16 protein-coding genes are annotated in these 20,623 nt (G+C 64.5%); 10 read left to right on the top strand and 6 right to left on the bottom strand.

Translation table 11 applies throughout. The annotated features are described in order from the left end of the window. Positions 1 to 4 precede the first annotated feature (4 nt). Positions 5 to 349 (top strand): hypothetical protein, encoded by a 345-nt coding sequence (locus ACUVYZ_RS04210; RefSeq protein ID WP_439933421.1) that lies wholly within the window; start codon positions 5 to 7, stop codon positions 347 to 349. Positions 350 to 422: 73 nt separating this feature from the next. Here ACUVYZ_RS04210 and ACUVYZ_RS04205 read toward each other — a convergent pair whose 3' ends face one another. After that, a complete protein-coding gene (locus ACUVYZ_RS04205; protein ID WP_439933420.1) occupies positions 423 to 773 on the bottom strand; it encodes a tRNA-binding protein in 351 nt (116 codons plus the stop codon). Between the two features lie 94 nt (positions 774 to 867). Here ACUVYZ_RS04205 and ACUVYZ_RS04200 point away from each other — a divergent pair, with 94 nt between their 5' ends. From ACUVYZ_RS04200 to ACUVYZ_RS04190, 3 genes are all read left to right on the top strand, one after another. After that, positions 868 to 1,074: an AbrB/MazE/SpoVT family DNA-binding domain-containing protein gene (locus ACUVYZ_RS04200; protein WP_439933419.1), complete on the top strand. Its 207-nt coding sequence runs from the start codon at positions 868 to 870 to the stop codon at positions 1,072 to 1,074. Continuing rightward, positions 1,071 to 1,445, top strand: coding sequence for a type II toxin-antitoxin system VapC family toxin (locus ACUVYZ_RS04195; protein WP_439933418.1), 375 nt, complete (start codon positions 1,071 to 1,073; stop codon positions 1,443 to 1,445). The genes ACUVYZ_RS04200 and ACUVYZ_RS04195 overlap by 4 nt, the downstream gene beginning before the upstream one ends. A 182-nt stretch (positions 1,446 to 1,627) precedes the next feature. Continuing rightward, entirely contained in the window at positions 1,628 to 1,915 is a 288-nt protein-coding gene (locus tag ACUVYZ_RS04190) for a hypothetical protein (RefSeq protein ID WP_439933628.1), read from the top strand. Between the two features lie 94 nt (positions 1,916 to 2,009). On the opposite strand, the gene ACUVYZ_RS04185 is transcribed toward ACUVYZ_RS04190, so the two are convergent. Next, complete coding sequence (locus tag ACUVYZ_RS04185) at positions 2,010 to 5,207, bottom strand: PAS domain S-box protein (protein ID WP_439933417.1); 3,198 nt, start codon at positions 5,205 to 5,207, stop codon at positions 2,010 to 2,012. 849 nt (positions 5,208 to 6,056) lie between these two features. Between ACUVYZ_RS04185 and ACUVYZ_RS04180 the strand changes: the two genes are divergently transcribed. Next, positions 6,057 to 7,688, top strand: coding sequence for a methyl-accepting chemotaxis protein (locus ACUVYZ_RS04180; RefSeq protein WP_439933416.1), 1,632 nt, complete (start codon positions 6,057 to 6,059; stop codon positions 7,686 to 7,688). A gap of 272 nt (positions 7,689 to 7,960) precedes the next feature. On the opposite strand, the gene ACUVYZ_RS04175 is transcribed toward ACUVYZ_RS04180, so the two are convergent. Beyond that, positions 7,961 to 8,926 (bottom strand): YbgA family protein, encoded by a 966-nt coding sequence (locus tag ACUVYZ_RS04175; RefSeq protein WP_446033033.1) that lies wholly within the window; start codon positions 8,924 to 8,926, stop codon positions 7,961 to 7,963. Between the two features lie 695 nt (positions 8,927 to 9,621). Further along, a complete protein-coding gene (locus ACUVYZ_RS04170) occupies positions 9,622 to 10,455 on the bottom strand; it encodes a prevent-host-death protein (RefSeq protein WP_439935251.1) in 834 nt (277 codons plus the stop codon). A gap of 489 nt (positions 10,456 to 10,944) precedes the next feature. Between ACUVYZ_RS04170 and ACUVYZ_RS04165 the strand changes: the two genes are divergently transcribed. The 3 genes from ACUVYZ_RS04165 to ACUVYZ_RS04155 all read left to right on the top strand — a co-directional run bounded on the left by ACUVYZ_RS04165 (position 10,945) and on the right by ACUVYZ_RS04155 (position 13,219). Further along, on the top strand, positions 10,945 to 11,259 hold the full coding sequence (locus ACUVYZ_RS04165; RefSeq protein ID WP_439935252.1) for a Cys/Met metabolism pyridoxal-phosphate-dependent enzyme: 315 nt from the start codon (positions 10,945 to 10,947) through the stop codon (positions 11,257 to 11,259). Further along, positions 11,256 to 11,924 carry a response regulator transcription factor gene (locus ACUVYZ_RS04160; RefSeq protein ID WP_439935253.1) on the top strand — a complete coding sequence of 223 codons (669 nt, stop codon included), beginning with the start codon at positions 11,256 to 11,258 and terminating at the stop codon, positions 11,922 to 11,924. The genes ACUVYZ_RS04165 and ACUVYZ_RS04160 overlap by 4 nt, the downstream gene beginning before the upstream one ends. Before the next feature lie 104 nt (positions 11,925 to 12,028). Beyond that, positions 12,029 to 13,219, top strand: coding sequence for an ATP-binding protein (locus ACUVYZ_RS04155; protein WP_439935254.1), 1,191 nt, complete (start codon positions 12,029 to 12,031; stop codon positions 13,217 to 13,219). A gap of 444 nt (positions 13,220 to 13,663) precedes the next feature. Here ACUVYZ_RS04155 and ACUVYZ_RS04150 read toward each other — a convergent pair whose 3' ends face one another. Further along, positions 13,664 to 14,578 carry a LysR family transcriptional regulator gene (locus ACUVYZ_RS04150; protein WP_439935255.1) on the bottom strand — a complete coding sequence of 305 codons (915 nt, stop codon included), beginning with the start codon at positions 14,576 to 14,578 and terminating at the stop codon, positions 13,664 to 13,666. A 105-nt stretch (positions 14,579 to 14,683) separates the two neighbouring features. On the opposite strand from ACUVYZ_RS04150, the gene ACUVYZ_RS04145 reads away from it, so the two are divergent. Both ACUVYZ_RS04145 and ACUVYZ_RS04140 read left to right on the top strand, forming a co-directional pair. Continuing rightward, positions 14,684 to 16,255: a proton-conducting transporter transmembrane domain-containing protein gene (locus tag ACUVYZ_RS04145; protein WP_439935256.1), complete on the top strand. Its 1,572-nt coding sequence runs from the start codon at positions 14,684 to 14,686 to the stop codon at positions 16,253 to 16,255. Between the two features lie 47 nt (positions 16,256 to 16,302). Next, a complete protein-coding gene (locus tag ACUVYZ_RS04140) occupies positions 16,303 to 18,705 on the top strand; it encodes a YbcC family protein (RefSeq protein ID WP_439935331.1) in 2,403 nt (800 codons plus the stop codon). A gap of 274 nt (positions 18,706 to 18,979) precedes the next feature. Here ACUVYZ_RS04140 and ACUVYZ_RS04135 read toward each other — a convergent pair whose 3' ends face one another. After that, a complete protein-coding gene (locus tag ACUVYZ_RS04135; protein ID WP_439935257.1) occupies positions 18,980 to 20,134 on the bottom strand; it encodes a hypothetical protein in 1,155 nt (384 codons plus the stop codon). Positions 20,135 to 20,623: the final 489 nt, after the last annotated feature.

Raw genomic sequence — 20,623 nt, 5'->3', positions numbered from 1 at the left:
AGCCATGACCGAGACCATGAAAGCGTGGCAGTGCATCGGCTGCGGAAGGATCGAGGCGCCCGAGACGTGCATCGGCGTCTGCCAGGACCGGAAAGTGGAGCTGGTATACGCTCAGGAATACGAGGACGCGCTGGCGCTGGCGCGACGCGCGCGACGGCATGCCCAAGCCCTCGAGGGGCTGGTGCGGCGCGTGGCGTGGACGACGCCGCGGGACGGCAAATGGGAAGACTCCTACCGCAGTCTGCAGGACCAGGCGCGCCGGCTCCTCGCCGCCATGGAGGGCGAGGACCCGAAACCCATACCGCTGGCGGCAGGCAACGAGGACACGGAAAGAGCCTGCAGGCCATAGGCGCGCAGGGCTGCGTCGTTCACCGCCGGCACCGCGAGGATGCGGAAGTCATAGACCCACGTTACGCCCCCGGTCAGGCGAGCCGCGCGCCGTTCGGCACCGGCCGCTCCGGCTGGGACAGGACGATGTTGCCTTCGGCGTCGGGAAAGCCGGTGACCAGCACCTCGGACATGAACGGGCCGATCTGCTTCTTCGGGAAGTTGACCACGGCGACCACCTGCCGGCCCACCAGCTCCTCCGGCCGGTACAGTTCGGTGATCTGGGCCGAGGATCGGCGCACGCCCAGCTCGGGTCCGAAATCGATCCACAGCTTGTAGGCGGGGCGCCGGGCTTCCGGGAACGGCTCCGCCTTGATGACGGTGCCGGCCCGGAGATCGACCCGCAGGAAGTCGTCCCAGGTGATCTCGCCCGAGGGCTCTGCCATGGCGGTTTTCCTCCTTTCTCGAATATCCGAACGGCTTGACGGCGCAAGGGGTATTGCTTAAGTTTAACGAAAAAAGCATCGATAGGAGAATCGTATGACGATCGTCACCGTGTCGCCGAAATACCAGGTCGTGATCCCTCGGGAGGCACGCAAGGCGCTCGGCATTCAGCCCGGGCAGCAGGTTCAAGTCTTGGTGTACGAGGGGCGGGTGGAGTTCGTGCCGGTCAAAAAGCTCAAGAAGATGCGCGGGTTTCTGCGCGGGATCGACACCTCCATGCCGCGCGACAAGGACCGCGTGTGAACCTGGTGGACTCGTCCGGCTGGCTGGAGTATTTCGCCGACGGAGCGAACGCCGACTTTTTCGCGCCAGCCATCGAAGAGGTAGCGCGCTTGATCGTCCCGACGATCAGCTTGCTGGAAGTCTTCAAAAGGGTGCTGCAACAGCGGGGCGAGAACGACGCGCTGCAGGCCGTCGCCCTGATGCAGCAGGGCAAGCTTGTGGAGCTCGATGCCGGCTTGGCGCTGAGCGCCGCAAAGCTGGGCCACGAGCTGAAATTGCCGTTGGCCGATAGCGTCATTCTCGCCACCGCGCGGAAGTACAACGCCATCGTGTGGTCCCAAGATAGCGACTTCGAGGGATTGGAAGGCGTGCGTTATATCGCGAAGTCCTGAACCTCGGTGAGCGGCATCTCGTCGCGCATCCGCCGCCCGCCTCCCCAGGATCGACATCAGGCCAGGCCGTCTTTGCCGAAGGCAGTCTCACCGCGCAGACGCGGCTCAAATGAAAACGCCCAACCGGAAAGAGTTGGACGCTGAATGGTGGCGTTGCTTATTGCCGGCATCGGCGCTTTTCTTTGGATCTGCTCCTTCGGCCGCAAACACGGGAAGAAGATTTCAAGCCCCTTGCCCGGCACCCACTGGCAGCCCTCGCCCTCACCCGTACCTGGCATCTCCAGAGCGCCCTGCTATGGATCGCCACCGCGTTCCTGGCGGCGGGCCTGTTTCTCGCCTCGGTGATCAACGGCGGCCGGGACCAGAAATATCAAAAGCTGGGCGTGGACCTGCCGTTCGGGGCGCTGGTGGTGGCGGTCGTTAGCTCTCGGCCGCGCCGGGAGGCAAAGATGGATTGCTCCTGGCGCTAGCGGTGAGTCGGGTGAGCACCGGAGGGCATTAAAGGCTATGAGGACATGGGTGCGCCGTTGCCAATTCGGTCGAGCCGGGTATTTCCCGCGGCCCTCATCGCCGCGCACCGGGCGCGCCGGCACGGGCGAGCCAGCGAGCGGCGAAGGCCTCCGCCGGCTGCGGGTAGCCAAAATGAAAGCCCTGCGCAAAATCGCAGCCCAGCGCCCGCAGCCGCTCCGCCTGAGCCTCGGTCTCGACGCCTTCCGCCAGGGTGGCAAGCCCCAGGCTGCGAGCCATAGCGATGATGGTCCTGACGATGGCCTCATCGTTCCCATCGGAGAGCATGTCGCGCACGAAAGAGATGTCGATCTTGAGGGTGTCCACCGCGAAGCGTTTGAGATAAGCGAGGGACGAGTAGCCGGTACCGAAGTCGTCGATGGCGATGGCAAAACCCGCCTCCTGCAGGGCCTCGGTTACCGCCACCGCCCGTTCTGGATCCGCCATCACGCCGCTTTCCGTGATCTCGAGCTCGAAAACCTCGGGATCGATGCCCGCCTCCTCCACGATGGCGCGCACTTTGGCGACGAATTCGAGATCCTCGAACTGCCGGGCATCCACGTTGACTGCCAGGCGTCCGGGCAGCTCGAAGCCCGCCGCCTTCCACATCTGCATCTGGCGGCAGGCCGAGCGCAAGACCCATTCCCCGAGCTGCCCCATGAGACCGCGCTCCTCGGCCACCGGGACGAAATCCGCGGGACTCAGCGCTCCCCATTGGGGATCCGTCCAGCGCAGCAGGACCTCCGCGCCGGTGAGGGCTCGGGTATACAGGTCGAACTGGGGTTGATAGTGGAGTTCCAGCGCATCGCTGCTGAGCGCCTGTTCCAAGCGCATCCCCATCTCCAACCGCCGGGCGAGCCCCCTGCCCATCTCAGGCCGGTAGAAACACCAGCTCATTTTGTCCGCTTTGGCGCGATACATGGCGATGTCGGTATTCTTGAGCAGCTCATCGGGACAACGGCCGTCATCCGGATAGAAGGCAATGCCGATGCTCGCCCCCACGGAGAAAGCCTGACCCCGCACTATCAGGGGTTGAACTAAGGCTTGTTGTATGCGCTCGGCGATGCGCATCGCCCCCGCCTGGTCTGCCCCAGGGGCGACCACCAAGAATTCGTCGCCGCCGATGCGTGCCACCGTCTCCTCCTGGCGCAGCGTGGCCTTTAGGCGACGGGCCACCTCCAGCAGCACATCATCTCCCGTGGCGTGGCCTTGGGTGTCGTTGATCTCCTTGAAACGGTTGAGGTCCAGAAACAGCAACGCCACCCGGTCGCCGCGGCGCTCTGCAGCGGCGAGCGCCTGCTTGAGCCGGTCCAAGAGCAAGGCCCGGTTGGGGAGCCCGGTCAGGGAATCGTAGAAGGCGAGCTGCTCGATCCTCGCTTCAGCAACTTTGTGCTGGGTCAAATCGGTCATGCCCCCGATCATGCGTAACGGCTTCCCTGCTGCATCGCGGATCACGTAGCCCCGGTCCAAGACATGGGCATAACAGCCATCCTTACGTAGAAAGCGATATTCGTCCGACCAGGTAAGGCCGTCACCGTCGATGACCGCATATATCCCTTCCAGGACCCGCGACGTGTCGTCGGGGTGGATACGGGTGATCCAGGAATCGATAGTGGATTCGATCTCGTCGCGGCGGAAGCCAAACAAGGCCTCGAATCCTTCGCTCCACCATAGCGTATTATTCTTTAGATCCCAATCCCACAAAGCATCGTTGGTGACCCGCGCCAATAAACGAAAGCGCTCTTCGCTCTCCTGTAGAGCTTCCCGAGCGCGTACCTGCTCGGTCACGTCGTTCACCAACACCGCCCGCGCCGACCTCCCCTCGAACTCGAGATAGTGAGAGCTCACCTCCACCAACATGACGCTGCCGTCCTTGCGCAGGTGCCGCCAGACCCCCGACCGGTATAGGCCCCCTAGACCCGCCTCGGCAACCGCGCTGAGCAGCCGCGGCGTCTCCTCGGGCGGACGGATATCGCGGATGGTCATGGCCAGGAATTCCTCCCGCCTCCAACCATAGCGATCGACAGCGGCATCGTTCACCGCAAGAAAGCGCAACGTCTCCAGATCGTAGATCCACATGGGATGAGGATTCGCCTCGAACAAGGCGCGGTAGCGCCGCTCGCTTTCCTGCAAGACTTCCTGCGCTCTGCGCTGCTCCGTAACGTTGCGTAAGTAGGCGGTGAAGCGGGGCCGCCCTTCCACGTCGGTGCGCACGATGGCAAGCTCTACGAGCATTTCGCCTTTGTCCTTGCGCTGCGCCGGCATCTCGAGGCGGCGGCCGAGGACAGTGCTCTCGCCCGTGGCGAGATGGCGCTCCAGGCCACGCCGGTGGCGCTCCCGTAGCGCCGGTGGGATGATGAGCTCTGCCATGTCCCGGCCGATCGCCTCCGCCCGGGAGTAGCCAAACAGCCGCTCCGCCGCCGGGTTGAATTCGACGACCCGGCCCGTGTGGTCGATGCCGATCACCGCGTCCAGGGCGGACTCGACCATTGCCCGAGCATAGGCCTCGCTCTCCTGCAGCGCCCGCGCAGCGCGGCGCTCTTCCGTCTGATCCCGAAATACCAGCACCACGCCCGTCGTGCGCCCGCTCGCATCCCGAATAGGTGCCGCCGCGTCGGCGATGGGCAGCTCGCGTCCGTCCCGAGCCACCAATACGGTGTGATTGGCGAGCCCCACCACGACTCCTTCCTTAAGGACTCGCTCGACCGGATTCCTTACTGCCGCTCGGGTGTGTTCGTTGAAGATGGGAAAAATCTCTTTAAGCGATCTTCCTTGGGCTTCTGCCTCGCGCCAGCCGGTGAGCTGCTCGGCCACCGGGTTCATGCGGGTGATGCGTCCGGCGGTGTCGGTGGAAATCACCGCGTCGCCGATGGAATAAAGGGTGGCCCGAAGCTCCGCCTCTCGCGCAGCAAGCAAGGCAAAGGTCCGATGAAGCTGTCCCGCTTCCTGGGCGATCTCCAGGACCACCCGACGTCCGCCCAGGGCAAAAGTCCGAGAAACCGTATGAACTTGAAAGGCGCGGCCGTTTTTTCCGCGATGGCGCTCAAGGCCACTCTTGGGGCGCGAGCTACCCACCCGCCACGCTCCCGCTTTCATGGCGAGGAACTCGCGCCGGCTGTAGCCGTAGGCCCGTAGGGCGGCGTCGTTCACCGCCAGCACCGCCCGGGTACCTGGGTCCCAGAGCCACATGGGCAGGGGATGGGCTTGAAACACGCGTCGGAAAAAAGCTTGGTTTCTCAACGATGCAATTTTCATGAAGGGCCTCGGGTCGTGCCGCCCCAATTGATACTATAACCCAGTGTTTTGGCCGGGGAGAGCTCGACTCGCGCAACGAACCGCCGCCGCCAGGAGCGATCCTAGCGTTGCCTCTGGACGAGCCGCGCTCCGCTCCGTACCGTCCGCTCCGACAGGACGAGGGTGATGTTGCCTTCGGCATCGGGGAAGCCGGTAACCAGCACTTCGGACATGAACGGGCCAACCTACTTCTTCGGAAAATTGACCACGGCGACCGCCCATCGGTCCACCAACGTCCCTAGCCGATACGGTCAGGTGAATTGGTCCGAGGCCTTACGCACGCCCAGCTCAGGCCCGAAGTCAATCCTGGAGGTACAGGCTCGGTCATCGACCCGCAGGAATCTTCCCAGGCGATCTACCCCCCGTTTTCCACTGACGGCTTCTTACTGCTTATCCGAGCCCATCGGCGGTCATCGCCCGAAGCGAAGCAGCCTAGTCGCACCGCGAGTCTCCGCCATGCTCTTTAGACCCCCTCCCTCGCCCAAAAAAGTCTCGTTTTCTTGCGCCGGAAGAGAAAATTTTGCGCTTCCTCATCTTTTACCCCAGGCGCGTTCGCTGAAAAAAAGGCGACCCCACGATCGAATTCTATCCCCCGGCGGCCGGCATTATCGTTGAAAAGCCGCCCATTTTGCCTGCTTTCCCGGTCACGGTCCGCGCGGACGCTTCGGTATCTTAGGGGGACCTACCAGGCGGCTCAAGAAAACGCCGCGGGTGACGTTAATCAGGCACGGCGGAAGCGGCGGTCGGGACTGCTTCTGGAGACGCCACCCGAGGATTTTCGGGCGGTTTAGACGAGTAGGGAAAAGCCTCATGCGCGCTCTTACCATTGCACAAAAGCTGTATCTCGGATTCGGAATCGTTCTTCTGATCTTGCTCATCCTGGTGGTCACCGTGGGACGGAACTTCTCCCGGGTACAATCCACCGTGGCCATGACCGATCACACTTACCAAGTGATGCTCGAGTCGGAGCACCTGCTCGCCAGCCTGATCAATATGGAAACCGGCATGCGCGGCTTCTTGATCGCCGGCAAGGAGGAATTCTTGGAACCCATGAATCTGGGTGAGACCCAGTTCGCCCAGGCGCTGGGTCGCATCGCCAAACTCACCGAGGACAACCCCCAGCAGCAGGACAGGATACAGAAGCTCTCGGCCATGAAAAAGCGCTGGATCAGCGAGAGCGTCAAACCCTCGATCGAGCTGCGGCGCCAGGTGTCGAACGACGCGCAGCGAATGGCGGACCTCGTCGCGCTCGTCGCCCAAGCGAAGGACAAAGCCCAGATGGACGGAATGCGCGCCGTGCTGAAGGACATCAGCGACGAGGAAAGAAAGCTCCTGAAGCAGCGGGCGCAAGAGGCAGAAGCCACGCGGTCGCAAACGGTACTGGTCCTGGCCGTCGGCGGAATCCTGGCGGTTGCGGTAGGCACCGTCGTGGCCGTGGGAATTTCCCGTAGCCTGGCCAAGCGCCTGGGGCAAGCCGTTGCGCTGACCAGCGCTGTGGCCCAGGGCGACTTCAGCCGGCGCCTCGAGGACTCCTCGCGAGACGAGATCGGCCACCTGATCCAAGCTCTGGGGCAGATGCAGGAACGGTTGAGCGCGATGCTCCAGCAGATCAAGCAAGGCGCCGAGCACGTGCTCCAGAGCGCCGAGCGGGTAAGCAGCGCCTCTCAGCAGTTGGCCACCGCCGCTCAGGAGCAAAGCAGCGCAGCTTCCAGCATGGCTGCCGCCGTCGAGCAGTTAACGGTCAGCATCAACCATATCTCCGATTCGGCCAAGGATGCCCACCATTTGTCGGCCGAATCCGGTCGAACGTCCGAGGAAGGAGTCGAGGTCATTCAGCAAACGGTGGAGGGAATTCGCAGCATCTATGAAACGGTACGCAGCGCCTCCGAAAACGTGTCCAAACTCGGACAGCATGCCAACAAGATTTCCACCATCGTCGGCGTGATTAAGGAAATCGCGGACCAAATCAACTTGCTCGCGCTCAATGCGGCGATCGAAGCGGCCCGCGCCGGCGAGCAAGGGCGGGGTTTCACCGTGGTGGCCGATGAAGTGCGCAAGCTGGCCGAGCGCACCGGGGGGTCCACCCACGAGATCGGAGAAATGGTCAAAGAGATTCAGGCGGGCGTGGCCGAAGTGGTCGACGGCATGGCCCAATGGGCGAATCAGGTGGAAAAGGAGGTGGAACTGGCGAACCGCACCGGTGAAGCCATCGAAAAAATTCGCAACTTTTCCGCACGGGTAGTGCAAGTGGTCAACGATATCTCCAACACGCTCAAAGAGCAGAGCACGGCGGCGAACGACGTCGCGCAAAACGTGGAGAAGATCGCCCAAATGTCGGAGGAAAATAACCGCGCCATGGAGGAATCCACCCACGTGGCTCAAATCCTGCGACAACTCGCGACGGAAATGGACCATGCGGTCGCCAAGTTCAAGCTCGCGTGAGCCTCTGCCGACGCTCGCAGGATGCGGGCACGCGACGGGCGCAGACGGCTCGCGTTTTTCATCGGCCGCGGCCGCATAACGCTTGCGAAGCGAAAGATCCGCTCGTTTGTCCCTATGTAATGCTTGTCCTCGGCAGGAGGGCCCTTATCCGATGGAGCCTTTCCAAAGCCGCCGCGGCCATGGGAAGCGCTCCCAGCGCCTCGCGGTCTCGTTTGAGGCTCCAGGAGCCCATCGCCTCGCTCGAACCCTTCGAGCGGTTGTGGCGCCGGGTGCTACAGGACGTTGCGCAGCCCGAGAGCTTCGGGATAGGGATTCAGGTAATGCTGCCGCTCCAGGTAGGGCACGCGATGTCGGCGCAAGTGGTGCTCGAGCAGGGTGAGGGGCGCGATAAGAGGTACGATGCCTAGGCGATATCGTTCGATGAGCCCGACGAGCTCCTGCCGGTCTTGGGCATCCAGCCGCTCGCTCACATAACCCAGCAGGTGCTGCAGGACGTTGGCGTGGGCGCGCCGAGTCGCCCGGCGCTTGAGCGCCCCCATGAGCTCGGCCGCGTACTCGCGGGCGAGCGCCTCTATCGGCCGGCGGCCCGCTTCGGCGACCAGCCGCCCCAGGCGCCGGTAGGCGGCCTGGCTGTGGGCGAGCACCTGAAACTTGTGCTCGGTGTGAAAGGCCACCAGCCGCGCCGGGGTGAGCCCTCCGCGCAGCAGGTCCTGCCAGCGGCGGTAGACGTAGACCCGCTCGATGAAGTTCTCCCGCAGCGCCGCCTCCGCAAGCCGCCCCTCCTCCTCGCACGGCAGTAGGGGATTGGCCGCCATGAACGCGCGGGCATAGATCCCGGCGGACTGCCCCGCGGGGGTCCCAAAGGGGCTGTAGACCCGCACCCGCTCCATGCCGCAGGAGGGCGATGCGCGCTTGAAAACGTAGCCGCAAAGCCCCTTAAGCTCGGCCGCCATGCGCCGGCCGTAGGTCTCGAGCCGGTCGGTGAAGTCCTGGGAAGGATCGCGGGCGCCCACCGCGCGGATGCCCTGCGGACATCGCACCAGGCGGATGGTCTCGCGCGGCACCCCCAGGCCGATGGCCACCTCGGGGCACACCGGCACGAATTCGAAGTAGCGGGCGAGCGTCTCCGTCAGGTAGGCATCGCGTTTGTGCCCCCCGTCGAAACGCACCTCCGCCCCCAGCAGGCAACTGGAGATGCCGATGCGGATTCTCTCGGGTGTATCCTTTTGCGCGCTCATGGGAGCTTAGACAAGTAAGGGCAAGCTTCAGGCAGGTCTTCCTTCTGAGTAGCCTTAAGGCCCCAGCGTGAACCACGACCTATTAGACCCTTTCTTCGATCAGAAAGACAAGAAAAGCGGTGCGGCATCCTTCTCCTCCGCTCAAGGCCCGCGCCCGCTTCGCTCCTCCTGGATCGACCTCGTGTGGGCTATCCCCCGTTCATACACCAGCCCATGAAGCCGTATCAAATCGATCGCACAGGGAGATGCGCTCGGATCGCTTTTCGGTAGCAGGATCAATGGGTTCGGGCGCCTTTAGCAGCAAAGCGGTTCAGAACCGCTAGCGCACGACGTGGCGTATAACCGTAAACAGTTCTTCGGCCAGTTCAACCGCGACAAGCGCCGCGACGACTGCTACGGCGATCGCAAGCAGGAGGCAAAGTAGGCTGGATCGGAGATCCCCGCTAGCAGCAGCCGCTGGGGGAAGCTCGCCGCATGCGGCGGCCGACGAGGTCCGATCCGCGTAACGCGCTGCCCAGCAGCTCGGGCCCGAGCTTGCGCGGACAGCGAGCCCGCCGCCGGACCCGACGGGACGGCGGCGGCTCCGAGCCTCTCGAGGTGCACGGAAAGCCGGGCAATTTCCTCACGCAGGGTCTCGAGTTCGGCTTACACCCCCCGGAGGAGATGTCGTAAACCTCTGTCATTGCTCCTCTTCCTCAGCGCGTCCAGAGCCGTTCGCGTTCGACCCGACCCCGGTCGTCGAGCCGCACCTCGACCGTCTCGCCATAGGGGTTCACCGCCACCGCCTCGACATGGCGCGGGCCACGCTCGATAAAGCCGATGTTCGTGTAGCCGAGCGCGGAGAGGCGCTCACGCGCAGCGGTTTCGGACAGGCCCCCCCGGTCGTTAAGCTTGCGCTCATACTCGCGCAGGCGCCCGTCGCGGTCGAATTTTGCCTCGATCCGCATCCCGTCGCGGGTGTAGCCCTCGACCTCGATCTCGCCGCGGGGTCCATGCTCTAGGTCAATCTCGGTGATGCGAGCGAAGTCCGCCAACCGCGGCTCGCGGCGCAGCTGGGGCGGCAAGAGCGCCGCGACTATACTTTCGGGCAGGCCGACTCCGTCGCTCTTCACTTGTCTGACCTGCTCGCCCTGGGCTTCGGCCCGGATCCAGCCACCTCCAGGCAGGCGGGCGTGGAACTTGGTTTCACCGCGTTCGCCGCGTCGGCTCACGACCTCACTCAGGCCAAGACCGCGCAGCGGGGCCGGAAGCCCAGCCTCGCTCGAAGCCGTTGCCTGCGCCGTAGCGATGCTTAGATCGGTCGCCGCAAAGGTCATCCCCTCGCGCGTGCCGGTCAGATCGACCCGTGTCCCTGGCGCGGGCGCCAACACGCCTTCGGGCAGCGTCGCTAAGATTCGCCCTTCGGGCGTGGCGATAATCACTTGTCGGCCAAAGGACTCGGCTACGGTACCGGTGAGCCGCGCCTCCTGCGCGGCAAGCGGCCCGGCCAGGGCGGCCGATAGCATAATCGTGGTCATGAAGTTGCGCATAACGCTCTCCTTTAAGTGTTGACGATTCGTTTATGGCAGATTCGCGTTGAATACAACTGAAACGGCGTGGTTCGGGATTCGTTGAGAGTATTCTCCGGTCGCAGGGTGCGACTCAGTGCCGGACGCGGCTGAGAAATGCGTAACGACCTTGTCTAGCTTAGAGAGCGAGCCGTCGAACAGAGCCAGATTGGCTATCGTGGCGGTAAACTCTCTTGGTGCCCTGTTGTCGCAGCTCAGTTCGCTGTCGGGCACCAAAAGCAGCACGATAGTCACTCCAATGGCAACGCTTGACCAAGATAAGCCAGACAAGACACTTGACAGAGCAAGGTTCGACACGGGGGCGAGCCAGTCAGTCGGTGGCCATAATGATCATAAAACTCGTTCTCTCGCTTTTTTTTCCGAATTTTTTTCTCGCTTAACACGGTCGAATGCAGGGGAAACGATTCTGTTTGGTTTTTGTTGAGGGCTCGACGTGTAAAAGAAGAAGGCATGCGCTCTGTTCTGCTGAACTTCCTGCTAGCCCTGTGGCTGATGCAGGCCACGACCCTTCCGGCGAGCGCCGGCACACCCGCTGACGCCGCGCTCCTTGGCCCCGAGGCTGCACTCGCCTGTGCCGCTGCGCGCTACCGGGGCGAGGCACTGCGGATCGCGCCAAAAGAGGGCGGCCGCGTGCAAGAGTTAAGCTGGCGTACACCCGCAGGCAACATGTTGCGCATCCGCTTGGTCGCTCCCGGCTGCCGCTTTGTCGAGGTGCGGGGTGTGGGCCAGGCCGAAGCACGCATCCTGCCAGGAGACAGCCCATGAAGGTACTGGTGGTCGAGGACGACCCTGACCTCGCAGCCCAGATCGGCGCAGCACTGGCCGAGGCGGGCTATACGGTCGAAACCGCCCATGACGGGGCGGAGGGAGAATATCTTGGTGCAACCGAAACGGTGGGCGCAGCGGTGCTCGACCTCGGCCTGCCGGCGATGGACGGGATCGAGGTGCTGCGGCGCTGGCGTGCCGGGGGCCTGACTTTTCCAGTGCTGATCCTGACTGCGCGCGAGTCCTGGGCCGACAAGGTGGCTGGCTTTCGCGCCGGGGCGGACGATTATGTGCTCAAACCTTTCCGAATGGAGGAGGTAGTGCTGCGGCTTTCGACCCTGATCAGGCGTGCGGCCGGCCATGCGAGGGCTGAAATCGCGGCGGGAGGGCTCGTACTCGACACCGCCACGGGGCTTGTGACGCTGGACGGGTTGCCGCTGAAGCTTACCGCCTTTGAGGCGCGACTTTTGCGCTATCTGATGCTCAATCGCGGCCGAGTGGTCAGCCGTACGGAGTTGTTCGAACACATGTACGACCGAGACGCTGACCGCGACTTCCGCTCGCTCGAAGTGGTGATCGGGCGCATCCGGCGCAAGATTGGCGAGGGTCGGATCGAGACGCACCGGGGCGAAGGCTACCGGCTTCTGCCCGGTGACCCCACATGAGGGCACGTCCCCCCGCCCTGCACTCGATTCGGGCGCGGCTTCTGCTGTGGTCGGGAGTGCTGACGGCGGTAGCGCTTATCGTAGCCTGGGTAGCGCTTTCGACAGTGCTGTCGGATCTCGTGACCCGTCGCCTTCAGGCCGAGCTTGCCGCCGCGGCGCGGGGGGTGATGGCGGCCGCGGTTTGGGACGAGGGGACAAGCACATTGCGCCTCGATCCCCCGCCCGCGGATCCGCGCTTCGAACGCCCGCTTTCGGGCTGGTACTGGCAGGTGGCGGACGGCGTGCAAGTGCTTGCCCGCGCCCCAGCGCTCGTGGGCGGGGATTTCGGCCCCGAAGGCCGCAACACCGAAGGGCCGGACGGGGCAGCGCTGATCGCCCACCGTGAAGACTTCACCGCGCCAGGGGACGGACGGGCCCTGACTGTCACCGTCACGCTGCCTGCGGCCGCGGCTGAAGCCGAGCTCGCCGCAATCCGCCGTCTCGTAGCGCTGACGCTTCTTGTACTGGGTGCGGCGTTACTCGCTGCGCAAGGACTTGCGGTTCGGGCAGGGCTTCTCGACCTCGAGCGTTTTGCCCGCGCCGTGGCCGCGGTGCGCGATGGTAAAGCACGAACGCTGCCGCCGCCTGCCGCGGCCGAGCTGGCGCCCTTGGCCGCCGAGCTCGATAGACTGATTGCCGCCCAGGCCGTGCAGGTTGAACGCGCCCGCGCTCATGCCGCTGACCTAGCCCACGCGCTGAAGACGCCCCTCGCAGTGCTCGCAAACCGCGCCCGGACCGAGGATGCGCCGCTTCTCGACCGCATGGACCGCATCATCCGTTGGCACCTTAAGCGCGCCCGGGCGGCGGCCGGCTTCGACCCCACGGCGCGGGCAGCCGTCGCGCCGGTGCTGGAGGAGGTGGCTCTGGTCATGGGCCCCGCGGCGCGCCGGCGTGGACTAACCCTGACCATAGACTCCGCGAGTGTGCCCGACTTCCGCGGCGACGCCGAGGATCTAGCCGAGATTCTGGGCGCACTCGTCGAAAACGCGGTGAAATGGGCGCGCAGCACCGTGCGGGTCGCGGCGAGCGGCGCGGGCGGACGACTTCTCCTCGAGATCGTCGACGACGGCCCCGGCATCCCGGCCGAGGCGCGCACCCACCTTCTGACTCGCGGCGCGCGCTTCGATGAGAGCGCTCCCGGCCACGGCCTCGGCCTCGCCATCGCCGCAGACCGCATCCGTGCCTATGGCGGTTGTCTCGCACTGGAAGACGCGCCCGGAGGCGGTCTTCTCGCCCGCGTTACCCTGCCCGCCTGACCAACGCCGGGTGCGATCGTGTCCCTTTACCCTTATCCGTCTTCTGCGACGGCGGTAAAATCTTCCACCCCTTGCGGGTAGCGAAAGCGGTAGTGTGGTCGAAAAGGTTGTCGAGTATGCGGCGCGAGCGAGAGCGCCGATGGCGCCCATCGCGTCTTTCGCGAGATGCCGAACGGCAGGGCGGTCTGCCGAGCGAGTGCGGCGGTCTGCTAGCCGAGACGCACGCTGGAATGGGCGGTTCAAGAGCCCGCTTCGGGGCCTAAGGGGCCCTGTCTTGACGCTCGGTAAAGCGACCGATGGTCCAAACAAAACACCATAATGGGATGGGTGGCCGCAACCGATACCGCACCCGATAAGACGCGCAACTTGCGCTGGGCAGCAGAGAAATTGAAAGCGTAGCGCCGCAACGCAGAAAACGGGGATACCGCTCAGCCGGCTGCCGGCTCAAGCACCACGCGCGTCACTGCTCACGGCGCTTGACTCGACGTTAGGATGCAAAAGTGCACGCAGAAGCGGATTGGGAAAGCGTCGCTCCATCGTCACTGCGTAAAAGGTCTCCGCGATACCCGGCAACTGGTGGGCCTCCACCAATACACCCGTCGCGATCTCGTCCCTAATGACGATCAGCGGCAACACGGCAAGTCCGACGTCGTCGCGGGCGAGCAGGCGCATCATGGCCATATCCTCGACTTCTGCTGCGATTCGCGGGCGAATGCCCAGCCGGCCTACCAGCGCGTCGAAACCGATCCTCACGCCGCTGTCGGTGGTCGGCACGATGACCGGATGGGTGCGCAAGCGATCGGCGAGACTGCTCTTCTTCTTGCCCAAGCGTTTCGGCGTTCCGACGAGGCTGACGGGCTGTTCGGCGAGGCGATGCGCGACGAATGGCGTGAGCGTGTCGCGTGCTGGCACCTGATTGATGAGCACGACGTCCAAGCTAAGCGCTTCGAGCGATCGCAGCAGCTCGGCTGCGCTTCCCGAGCGCAGGATGAGCTCTATGTCGGTACGGCCGAGGATCGGGCGAAGAAACGCGAGCAGAAAGTTCCGCGAGAGCGTGGCAAGCGCGCCGACGCGCAATGCCTGCCGCGCCGAGCCTGTCTGGCGTAGCGTAGCGATAAGCTCGTCGCCCGTTGCGAAGATTGCGTCGGCATGGTCGAGTACGATGCGGCCAGCTTCTGTCAGATGCAATTGACGGCCGCGACGCTCGAACAGTGCATGGCCTAAACGTTCTTCGAGTTTGCGTATCTGCAGCGAGAGTGCGGACTGGGTAAGGTTCAGCCGCCGGGCGGTGCGCGTAAGTTTGCCGTCATGGGCGACCGCCCAAAAGTAGCGAAGATGATGGTAATTGAGCGCAGCCATATAGTTCTATTATATAGAACGAAATCGTAAAAACAATGCATTTTATTTAGAAAAGCTTGGAGGTTATCCTTGCCGCGAAGGTACATCCCAGACCTGGAGACGTCCGTGTCCCTCGATCACTTGCCTCTTGCCGCCCCCCTGCCATTGCTCCTCGCCGCGAGCATGGCGTTTTTTTGGCCCGGTCGACGCCCGCGCCTGATACCTGCACTGGCAGAGGGCGCAGCGCTCACCGCCATCGTGGTCGCGCTGGGCGCGCTTGGCTTACTTCTCGTTAACGGTCCTAGCACCAGTCCGCTGATCGGCGCTGGTGGGATCGGGCTCTCAGCGCGGCTCGACGCGGTCAGCATTACCATGCTCCTGCTCGTTTCGTTCGTCGGCTGGACTGTGATCCGCTACGCGCGCACCTATCTCGACGGCGAGGCTCGTCAGGGCGCTTTCACCGGCTGGATCTGCGCTGGGGTTGCCGCCGTACTCCTGTTGGTCCAAGCTGGCAATCTCGCGCAGCTCGCTGGCGCCTGGATCGCGACCAGCCTCTGTCTGCATCGGCTCCTGCTCTTTTATCCCGAGCGCGCAGCGGCACAGCGCGTCGCGCGCAAGAAAGCCCTGTTCTCCGGCATGGGTGCAACCGCACTCTTGATCGCGACGGTACTCCTCGGCACCGGCTACAGCACCGCGGACATCGCCGCGATTAACGCCGCCGCCCGCGCGGGCGAGGCGCCGGTCGCGGCGCTAGTCGCCGCCGCGCTGTTAGCGCTTGCCGCGCTATTGAAGTCGGCTCAGTTTCCGACCCATAGCTGGCTAACCGAGGTAATGGAGGCACCCACACCGGTGTCTGCGCTGCTGCATGCCGGCGTAGTCAACGCCGGCGGCTTTCTCTTGATCCGCTTCGCCGACGTGATGCTTCAGGCGCCAGGGATACTAGCCGCGCTGGCGATGATAGGCGGCTTCAGCGCGCTATTCGGTGCGCTGGTAATGCTGACGCAGCCGGCGGTGAAGACCTCGCTCGCGTGGTCGACGCTGGCGCAGATGGGTTTCATGATCCTGCAATGCGGGCTGGCGCTGTTTCCGCTCGCGCTGCTGCACATCGTCGCCCACTCGCTGTACAAGGCACATGCGTTCCTCGCCTCGGGCGGAGCGGTCGAGCGAGTGGCATCCATCCGACGGCCTGGGCCGGTGGCGATTCCGAACGCAGCCGCCGTGGCGCGCGCCTTCGCACTTGCGCTGGCGATCTACACGGCGATCGGCGCCGGCTTCGCCGCCGCGTTTGGGCTACAATCCAAGTCCCCGCAGTCGCTAGCGCTCGGGACGATCCTGATTTTCGGCGTAGCTTATCTAATCGCGCAGGGCCTAGCCGACGCCGTCCCGCGTGCGCTGACGCGGCGCACCGCGATGTATTCGGTCGCAACCGCGGTCGGTTACTTTGCGCTGCAGACCGCCGCCGAATGGCTGACCGCCGACACGCTGCCGCCAGCGCCGGAGCCCGGACGGCTAGAGTGGACGCTGATGGCGCTGGCAGTGCTGAGTTTTGGCGCGGTGGCGCTGGCCCAGGCGATGCTACCGCTGTGGGCCGACCATCCAGCGGTACTTGGCTTGCGCGTGCACCTGGCCAACGGCTTTTACATCAATGCAGCCCTCGACCGCTGGCTCGATGGCTGGCGCGTAAGGAAAACGACATGACTATAGGGCAACCCTCACCGATGCCGATTGCTACCGCCGGCGCGGTCATGGTCGGCGCCGATGCGGTGCAAAGCGCCGTGCGCTGCGCCGCGCAGATGATCCCGCCGCTGTGGCCGCTTGAAGCCACGGTGGCCGTCAACCCGTTCCTCGGCATGAGCGGTGAGCCGCTCGCGACCGCGGCGGCACGGCTGCGGCGCGTCGCTGGCATCCGCGTGACGCTGCCGCGGCACGTGTACCGCGAGCGCATACGATCCGGTGAAATCACCGATGTCGATCTCGCTGCCGCGGCGAACGTCGCCCCGGCGTGGGCGGCGCCGGTGCGGGTGGCTGAACTCAAAGCCGCCGCCGAGTCCGACCGCGGATTGCCGGTGCCGCTTGCCACCGTGGCCGATCTCGCCGCGCAAGCCTGCGGCATCGATTGGCCGGCGCTGGTGACCGATCGCATCAGCCACTGGGCCGCCGGCTATTTCGATCGCGGTCAAGCTTTATGGGCGGCGCCGCGCGGCCGCCATGCGTACGAGTCCTGGCGTGCGGCGGCAGAACACGATCTTACGCCAGAAATCGCCGGGCTAGATGGCTTTTGCACCTTCGCCGCCCGATTGCCGGAGTCGGCCGATGCTGCGATCGCCAATGCAGTGGTGCGGCTCGGTCTGCGCGCTACAGCGCTAGAGGTATATTTCCACCGGCTGTTGACGACGCTGGGCGGTTGGGCGCAGTTTGCGCGCTACCTATCGTGGCAGGCAGAACTGAATGGTGCTGTTGACGGTACGCTGCGCGATTTGCTGGCGATTCGGTTGACTTGGGAAGTGGCGCTCCTTTGTCAGTACGGCAATGCGATCGGGGACGGCTGGCGCACGGCCGCCGCGGCGTACGCCGAGCCGATCGCGCCGACGCGCGACGACGTGCTTGACGCGCTGCTGCAAGAGGCGGCCGAGCGCGCCGCGCAGCGCCAGCTGCTGGCTGCGCTGAGGATGCCTACGCCGGCCCCACCGCCAGTGCGGCCCGCGGTGCAGATGGTCTTTTGCATCGACGTGCGCTCTGAGGTCTTCAGACGCGCGCTGGAAAGTCTGGATCCGGCTATCGAGACACTGGGCTTCGCCGGCTTCTTCGGTCTTGGCGTCGCGCATCGGCGTTTTGCCTCGGATGTGGACGAGCTGCGACTGCCGGTGCTGCTTTCGCCCAGCCTGCGCAGTTGCGCCGGCGTTGGCAACGACGCCGAGCGCAACGACACGGCTGCGCGTATCGCCGCGCGCGCGCATCGCGCCTGGGGCCGCTTCAAGCTCGCCGCGGTGTCCTCTTTCGCTTTCGTCGAGGCGATGGGGCCAACGTACATCGGCAAGCTGCTGCGCGACGCTATGGGCTGGTCCGGTACCGCGCCACAGCGCGACCCGCCACCGCGCTTCGCGCCGGCGTTGGACGTATCAGCCGGCGCCGCACTGGCGCTGCAAGTGCTGCGCACGATGTCGCTGACGGAGCGCTTCGCGCGGCTAGTGGTGTTGACCGGTCATGGCGCTAACGTCGTCAACAATCCGCACGCGAGCGCCCTACAATGCGGCGCTTGCGGCGGCTACTCGGGCGAGGTCAATGCCAGGCTGCTGGCATCGCTGCTCAACGACGGCGCGGTGCGCGCCGCTTTAGCGCAGCACGGTGTTGAGGTCCCAGAAGACACGCTGTTCCTGGCGGCACTGCATGACACCACTACGGATGAGGTCGCCTTATACGACGCGGACAGGCCAAGCGCCGAGCATGCTGCAGATATCGCGCGCCTGCGGTGCTGGCTGCAGCGGGCAGCGCTGCTGGCACGCGGCGAGCGCGCGTTGCGGTTGCCGCGCGCCGCACGCGCTGCCGACCTGCCACGTCGCGCGCGCGACTGGGCTGAAGTGCGGCCGGAGTGGGGGCTGGCAGGCTGCCAGGCATTCATCGCTGCGCCGCGCGCGCGCACCGCAGGGCTTAACTTGGCCGGCCGCGCGTTCCTGCACGATTACGATTGGCGTGCCGATGCCGGCTTCGATGTGCTGCGGCTGATCCTCACCGCCCCGGTGGTCGTCGCTAGCTGGATTAGCCTACAGTACTACGGCTCGACGGTGGCGCCTAATCTTTTCGGTGCCGGCAATAAACTGCTGCACAACGTCACTGGCGGCCTGGGCGTGGTCGAAGGAAGCGGCGGTCCGTTGCGCGCCGGACTGCCGTGGCAGTCGGTGCACGACGGCGAACGCCTAGTGCACGAACCGCTGCGGCTGGCGGTGCTGATCGAAGCGCCGCGTGAAGCAATCGCCGGTGTGTTGGTACGCTACCCAGAAGTACGAGCGCTGTTCGACAACCGCTGGCTGCACCTGTTTGCGCTCGACGGCACCGGTCGGCCAGTCTGGCGCTACGCGGGGGCGCTCGGGTGGACCCCCTGGGACGCCGAGCTACACGATGCTTTACCGCAGCACGAGCCTGTTTGGTAGGCGTGGCTACGGCGGCGCGGCTGAACAACCGCCCGCGCAAAACGCTCGGCTGGATGACTCCGAATGAGGCGTGGGCGGCTCAACTACAATCCCCTACCTTGCACTTGGAACTTGAGGGCAAGGAGGTTCTAGAGGCATACCCCATGAGCGCCAGGGTCAACAGTCCCCAAAACGACGAGCCGGCGCTGGTAGCGCCCGCGCTTTCTTTCGTAGCCGCAATACCGCTTTGCCGCTGGCATCCCTTTTGCAGCCCTCCTCCGTGTCGGCGATGGGCTCAAAACCGAGTGGTGATTCCAACGACAGCCGACCAGTCCGCCGTCAGTTGCACTCCGTTCACGTACTGATAGAGGGGTAACTGCACGAAGCCGTAGATTTGCGTCCCCTTGGCGATGGCGTAGCCCACACCTGGGCTCACGAACAGGAACTTGCCCCCGGTATCCTCCGATTCCGCCTGCGAGCCCCGATCGCGTCCTCGGTAAAGGGCGTTGAGCTGGATCATCAAACCAACCCGATCGGTCGCCTCGTAGCGGTAGCCGACGTCGAGCGACAGCCGCGCCCCCGGCCGGTAGTCTTCCTTGTCGTTCAACGGCTTCTGCCACAGCGTTTGGACGAACCAGGCCGAATCGGCGTTCGGCAGCCAGCGGCTGTAAAAGGCGCCAAGGAGCGCGTCCGTCGTGCCGGTTCCCGGTTGCAACGTGCGCTCCGCCCGATCTCCCTCGGCATTACGCACGTCCCGCACGCCTGTCGGCAGCTTCAATCCGAAATTGATCCCATAAAAGGAAAAGGCGGGTTTTTCGCTGTCTTCCGAGTCCAATTGATAGCGCCCGAGAAGGCGCGCGTCGCCGAGACGGTTGAAATTCCATCGCTCCAGGAGCTGCACTCCGTGATGGTTATGGATGTGCGAATGGGAGCGGTCCACGAAGGGAACGATGACCGACACGCCCCAGTTTCGGTTGAACGTGTAATCCAACGTCCCAAGATAGTTCCTGTTTATCGTGCGTATCTCGTCATGGTGACGGTGTATCTGGCCGACTGCGACCTTGTCGCCGCCTGCCATCGGCTGGTCTTGATCGATGTATTCGTAGCGCAAATCCAAGCGCAGTCCGGGCTCCGGCGCGAACCCTTGTAGATTCCAGTGAGTGTTGACCGCGCATACCGCCGAGCCACAAGAGGCATATGCGCCCGATTGGATGAGGACCGCGCACACCACTGCGCCCACTTTCGTAACGTGCGCGTAAATAGCAGGCTTTCTTTGCGCCAGCCTACCGAATAGGGTGCCCGCGACTCCCGGGTTGCAATACGCGGTGGTCTTCATGATGTTTCTTTCTCTCCTCTGTAGAGTACGATCCGGCGCCGGAGCAATGGCCGCGACGGTGGGGCGCCATTGCCAATGCGCGATGGCTTTTTTGCCGTGCAGCGCCAATGTCATGGGCACGCTAAAGCAGCGCACGCCGGCCTGGAGCTCGGCGGTGCGCCTTAGCGTTACGACGGCGGGAGTTTAGGCGGTAACGGTCGGGGGTGCCTGGGCGGGCGGAAGGCGAAGACGTTCGACCGCCAGAGGCGGAACTTCGAAGGGTGCAGAGATCTCTGCGTCGGCCAGAACGACCGGCGCCGTGACCGTTGTCAATGAAGGCGGGAGGAGCTTCCCGCCGAGCTGAAAGGCTGCGCACACCGGGCACGGGATCTTTGTGCCGGGGGCTGGGCCTTGATCGCCAGGGCTGTGCGCAGGGTCCGTGACGCAATAATCCTGCGCAAAGACGAAGGGGAGATCGGAGCCGAACGCACGGTAGGTCAACGAGCCATGGGCGAACGGTGCCGTCACATGGGAGAGGAGCGTCAGGACGGTCAGAAACCATCCTATACACCGTCGCCGCCGGCTCATCGACCCGTCTCTGGTAGGCTTAGAGAATCTTTTTCG

It is taken from the genome of Pelomicrobium sp. P1 (assembly GCF_052805615.1).
The sequence above is the reverse complement of the archived record's forward strand: the minus strand, read 5'-3'. Positions and strand labels throughout refer to the sequence as shown.

What these genes read in the sequence shown, in the direction of transcription:
- ACUVYZ_RS04210 (WP_439933421.1), top strand. Translation starts at nt 5, where the DNA reads ATGACCGAGACCATGAAAGCGTGGCAGTGCATCGGCTGCGGAAGGATC.
- ACUVYZ_RS04205 (WP_439933420.1), bottom strand. Translation starts at nt 773, where the DNA reads ATGGCAGAGCCCTCGGGCGAGATCACCTGGGACGACTTCCTGCGGGTC.
- ACUVYZ_RS04200 (WP_439933419.1), top strand. Translation starts at nt 868, where the DNA reads ATGACGATCGTCACCGTGTCGCCGAAATACCAGGTCGTGATCCCTCGG.
- ACUVYZ_RS04185 (WP_439933417.1), bottom strand. Translation starts at nt 5,207, where the DNA reads ATGAAAATTGCATCGTTGAGAAACCAAGCTTTTTTCCGACGCGTGTTT.
- ACUVYZ_RS04180 (WP_439933416.1), top strand. Translation starts at nt 6,057, where the DNA reads ATGCGCGCTCTTACCATTGCACAAAAGCTGTATCTCGGATTCGGAATC.
- ACUVYZ_RS04175 (WP_446033033.1), bottom strand. Translation starts at nt 8,926, where the DNA reads ATGAGCGCGCAAAAGGATACACCCGAGAGAATCCGCATCGGCATCTCC.
- ACUVYZ_RS04170 (WP_439935251.1), bottom strand. Translation starts at nt 10,455, where the DNA reads ATGCGCAACTTCATGACCACGATTATGCTATCGGCCGCCCTGGCCGGG.
- ACUVYZ_RS04165 (WP_439935252.1), top strand. Translation starts at nt 10,945, where the DNA reads ATGCGCTCTGTTCTGCTGAACTTCCTGCTAGCCCTGTGGCTGATGCAG.
- ACUVYZ_RS04160 (WP_439935253.1), top strand. Translation starts at nt 11,256, where the DNA reads ATGAAGGTACTGGTGGTCGAGGACGACCCTGACCTCGCAGCCCAGATC.
- ACUVYZ_RS04150 (WP_439935255.1), bottom strand. Translation starts at nt 14,578, where the DNA reads ATGGCTGCGCTCAATTACCATCATCTTCGCTACTTTTGGGCGGTCGCC.
- ACUVYZ_RS04140 (WP_439935331.1), top strand. Translation starts at nt 16,303, where the DNA reads ATGGTCGGCGCCGATGCGGTGCAAAGCGCCGTGCGCTGCGCCGCGCAG.
- ACUVYZ_RS04135 (WP_439935257.1), bottom strand. Translation starts at nt 20,134, where the DNA reads ATGACATTGGCGCTGCACGGCAAAAAAGCCATCGCGCATTGGCAATGG.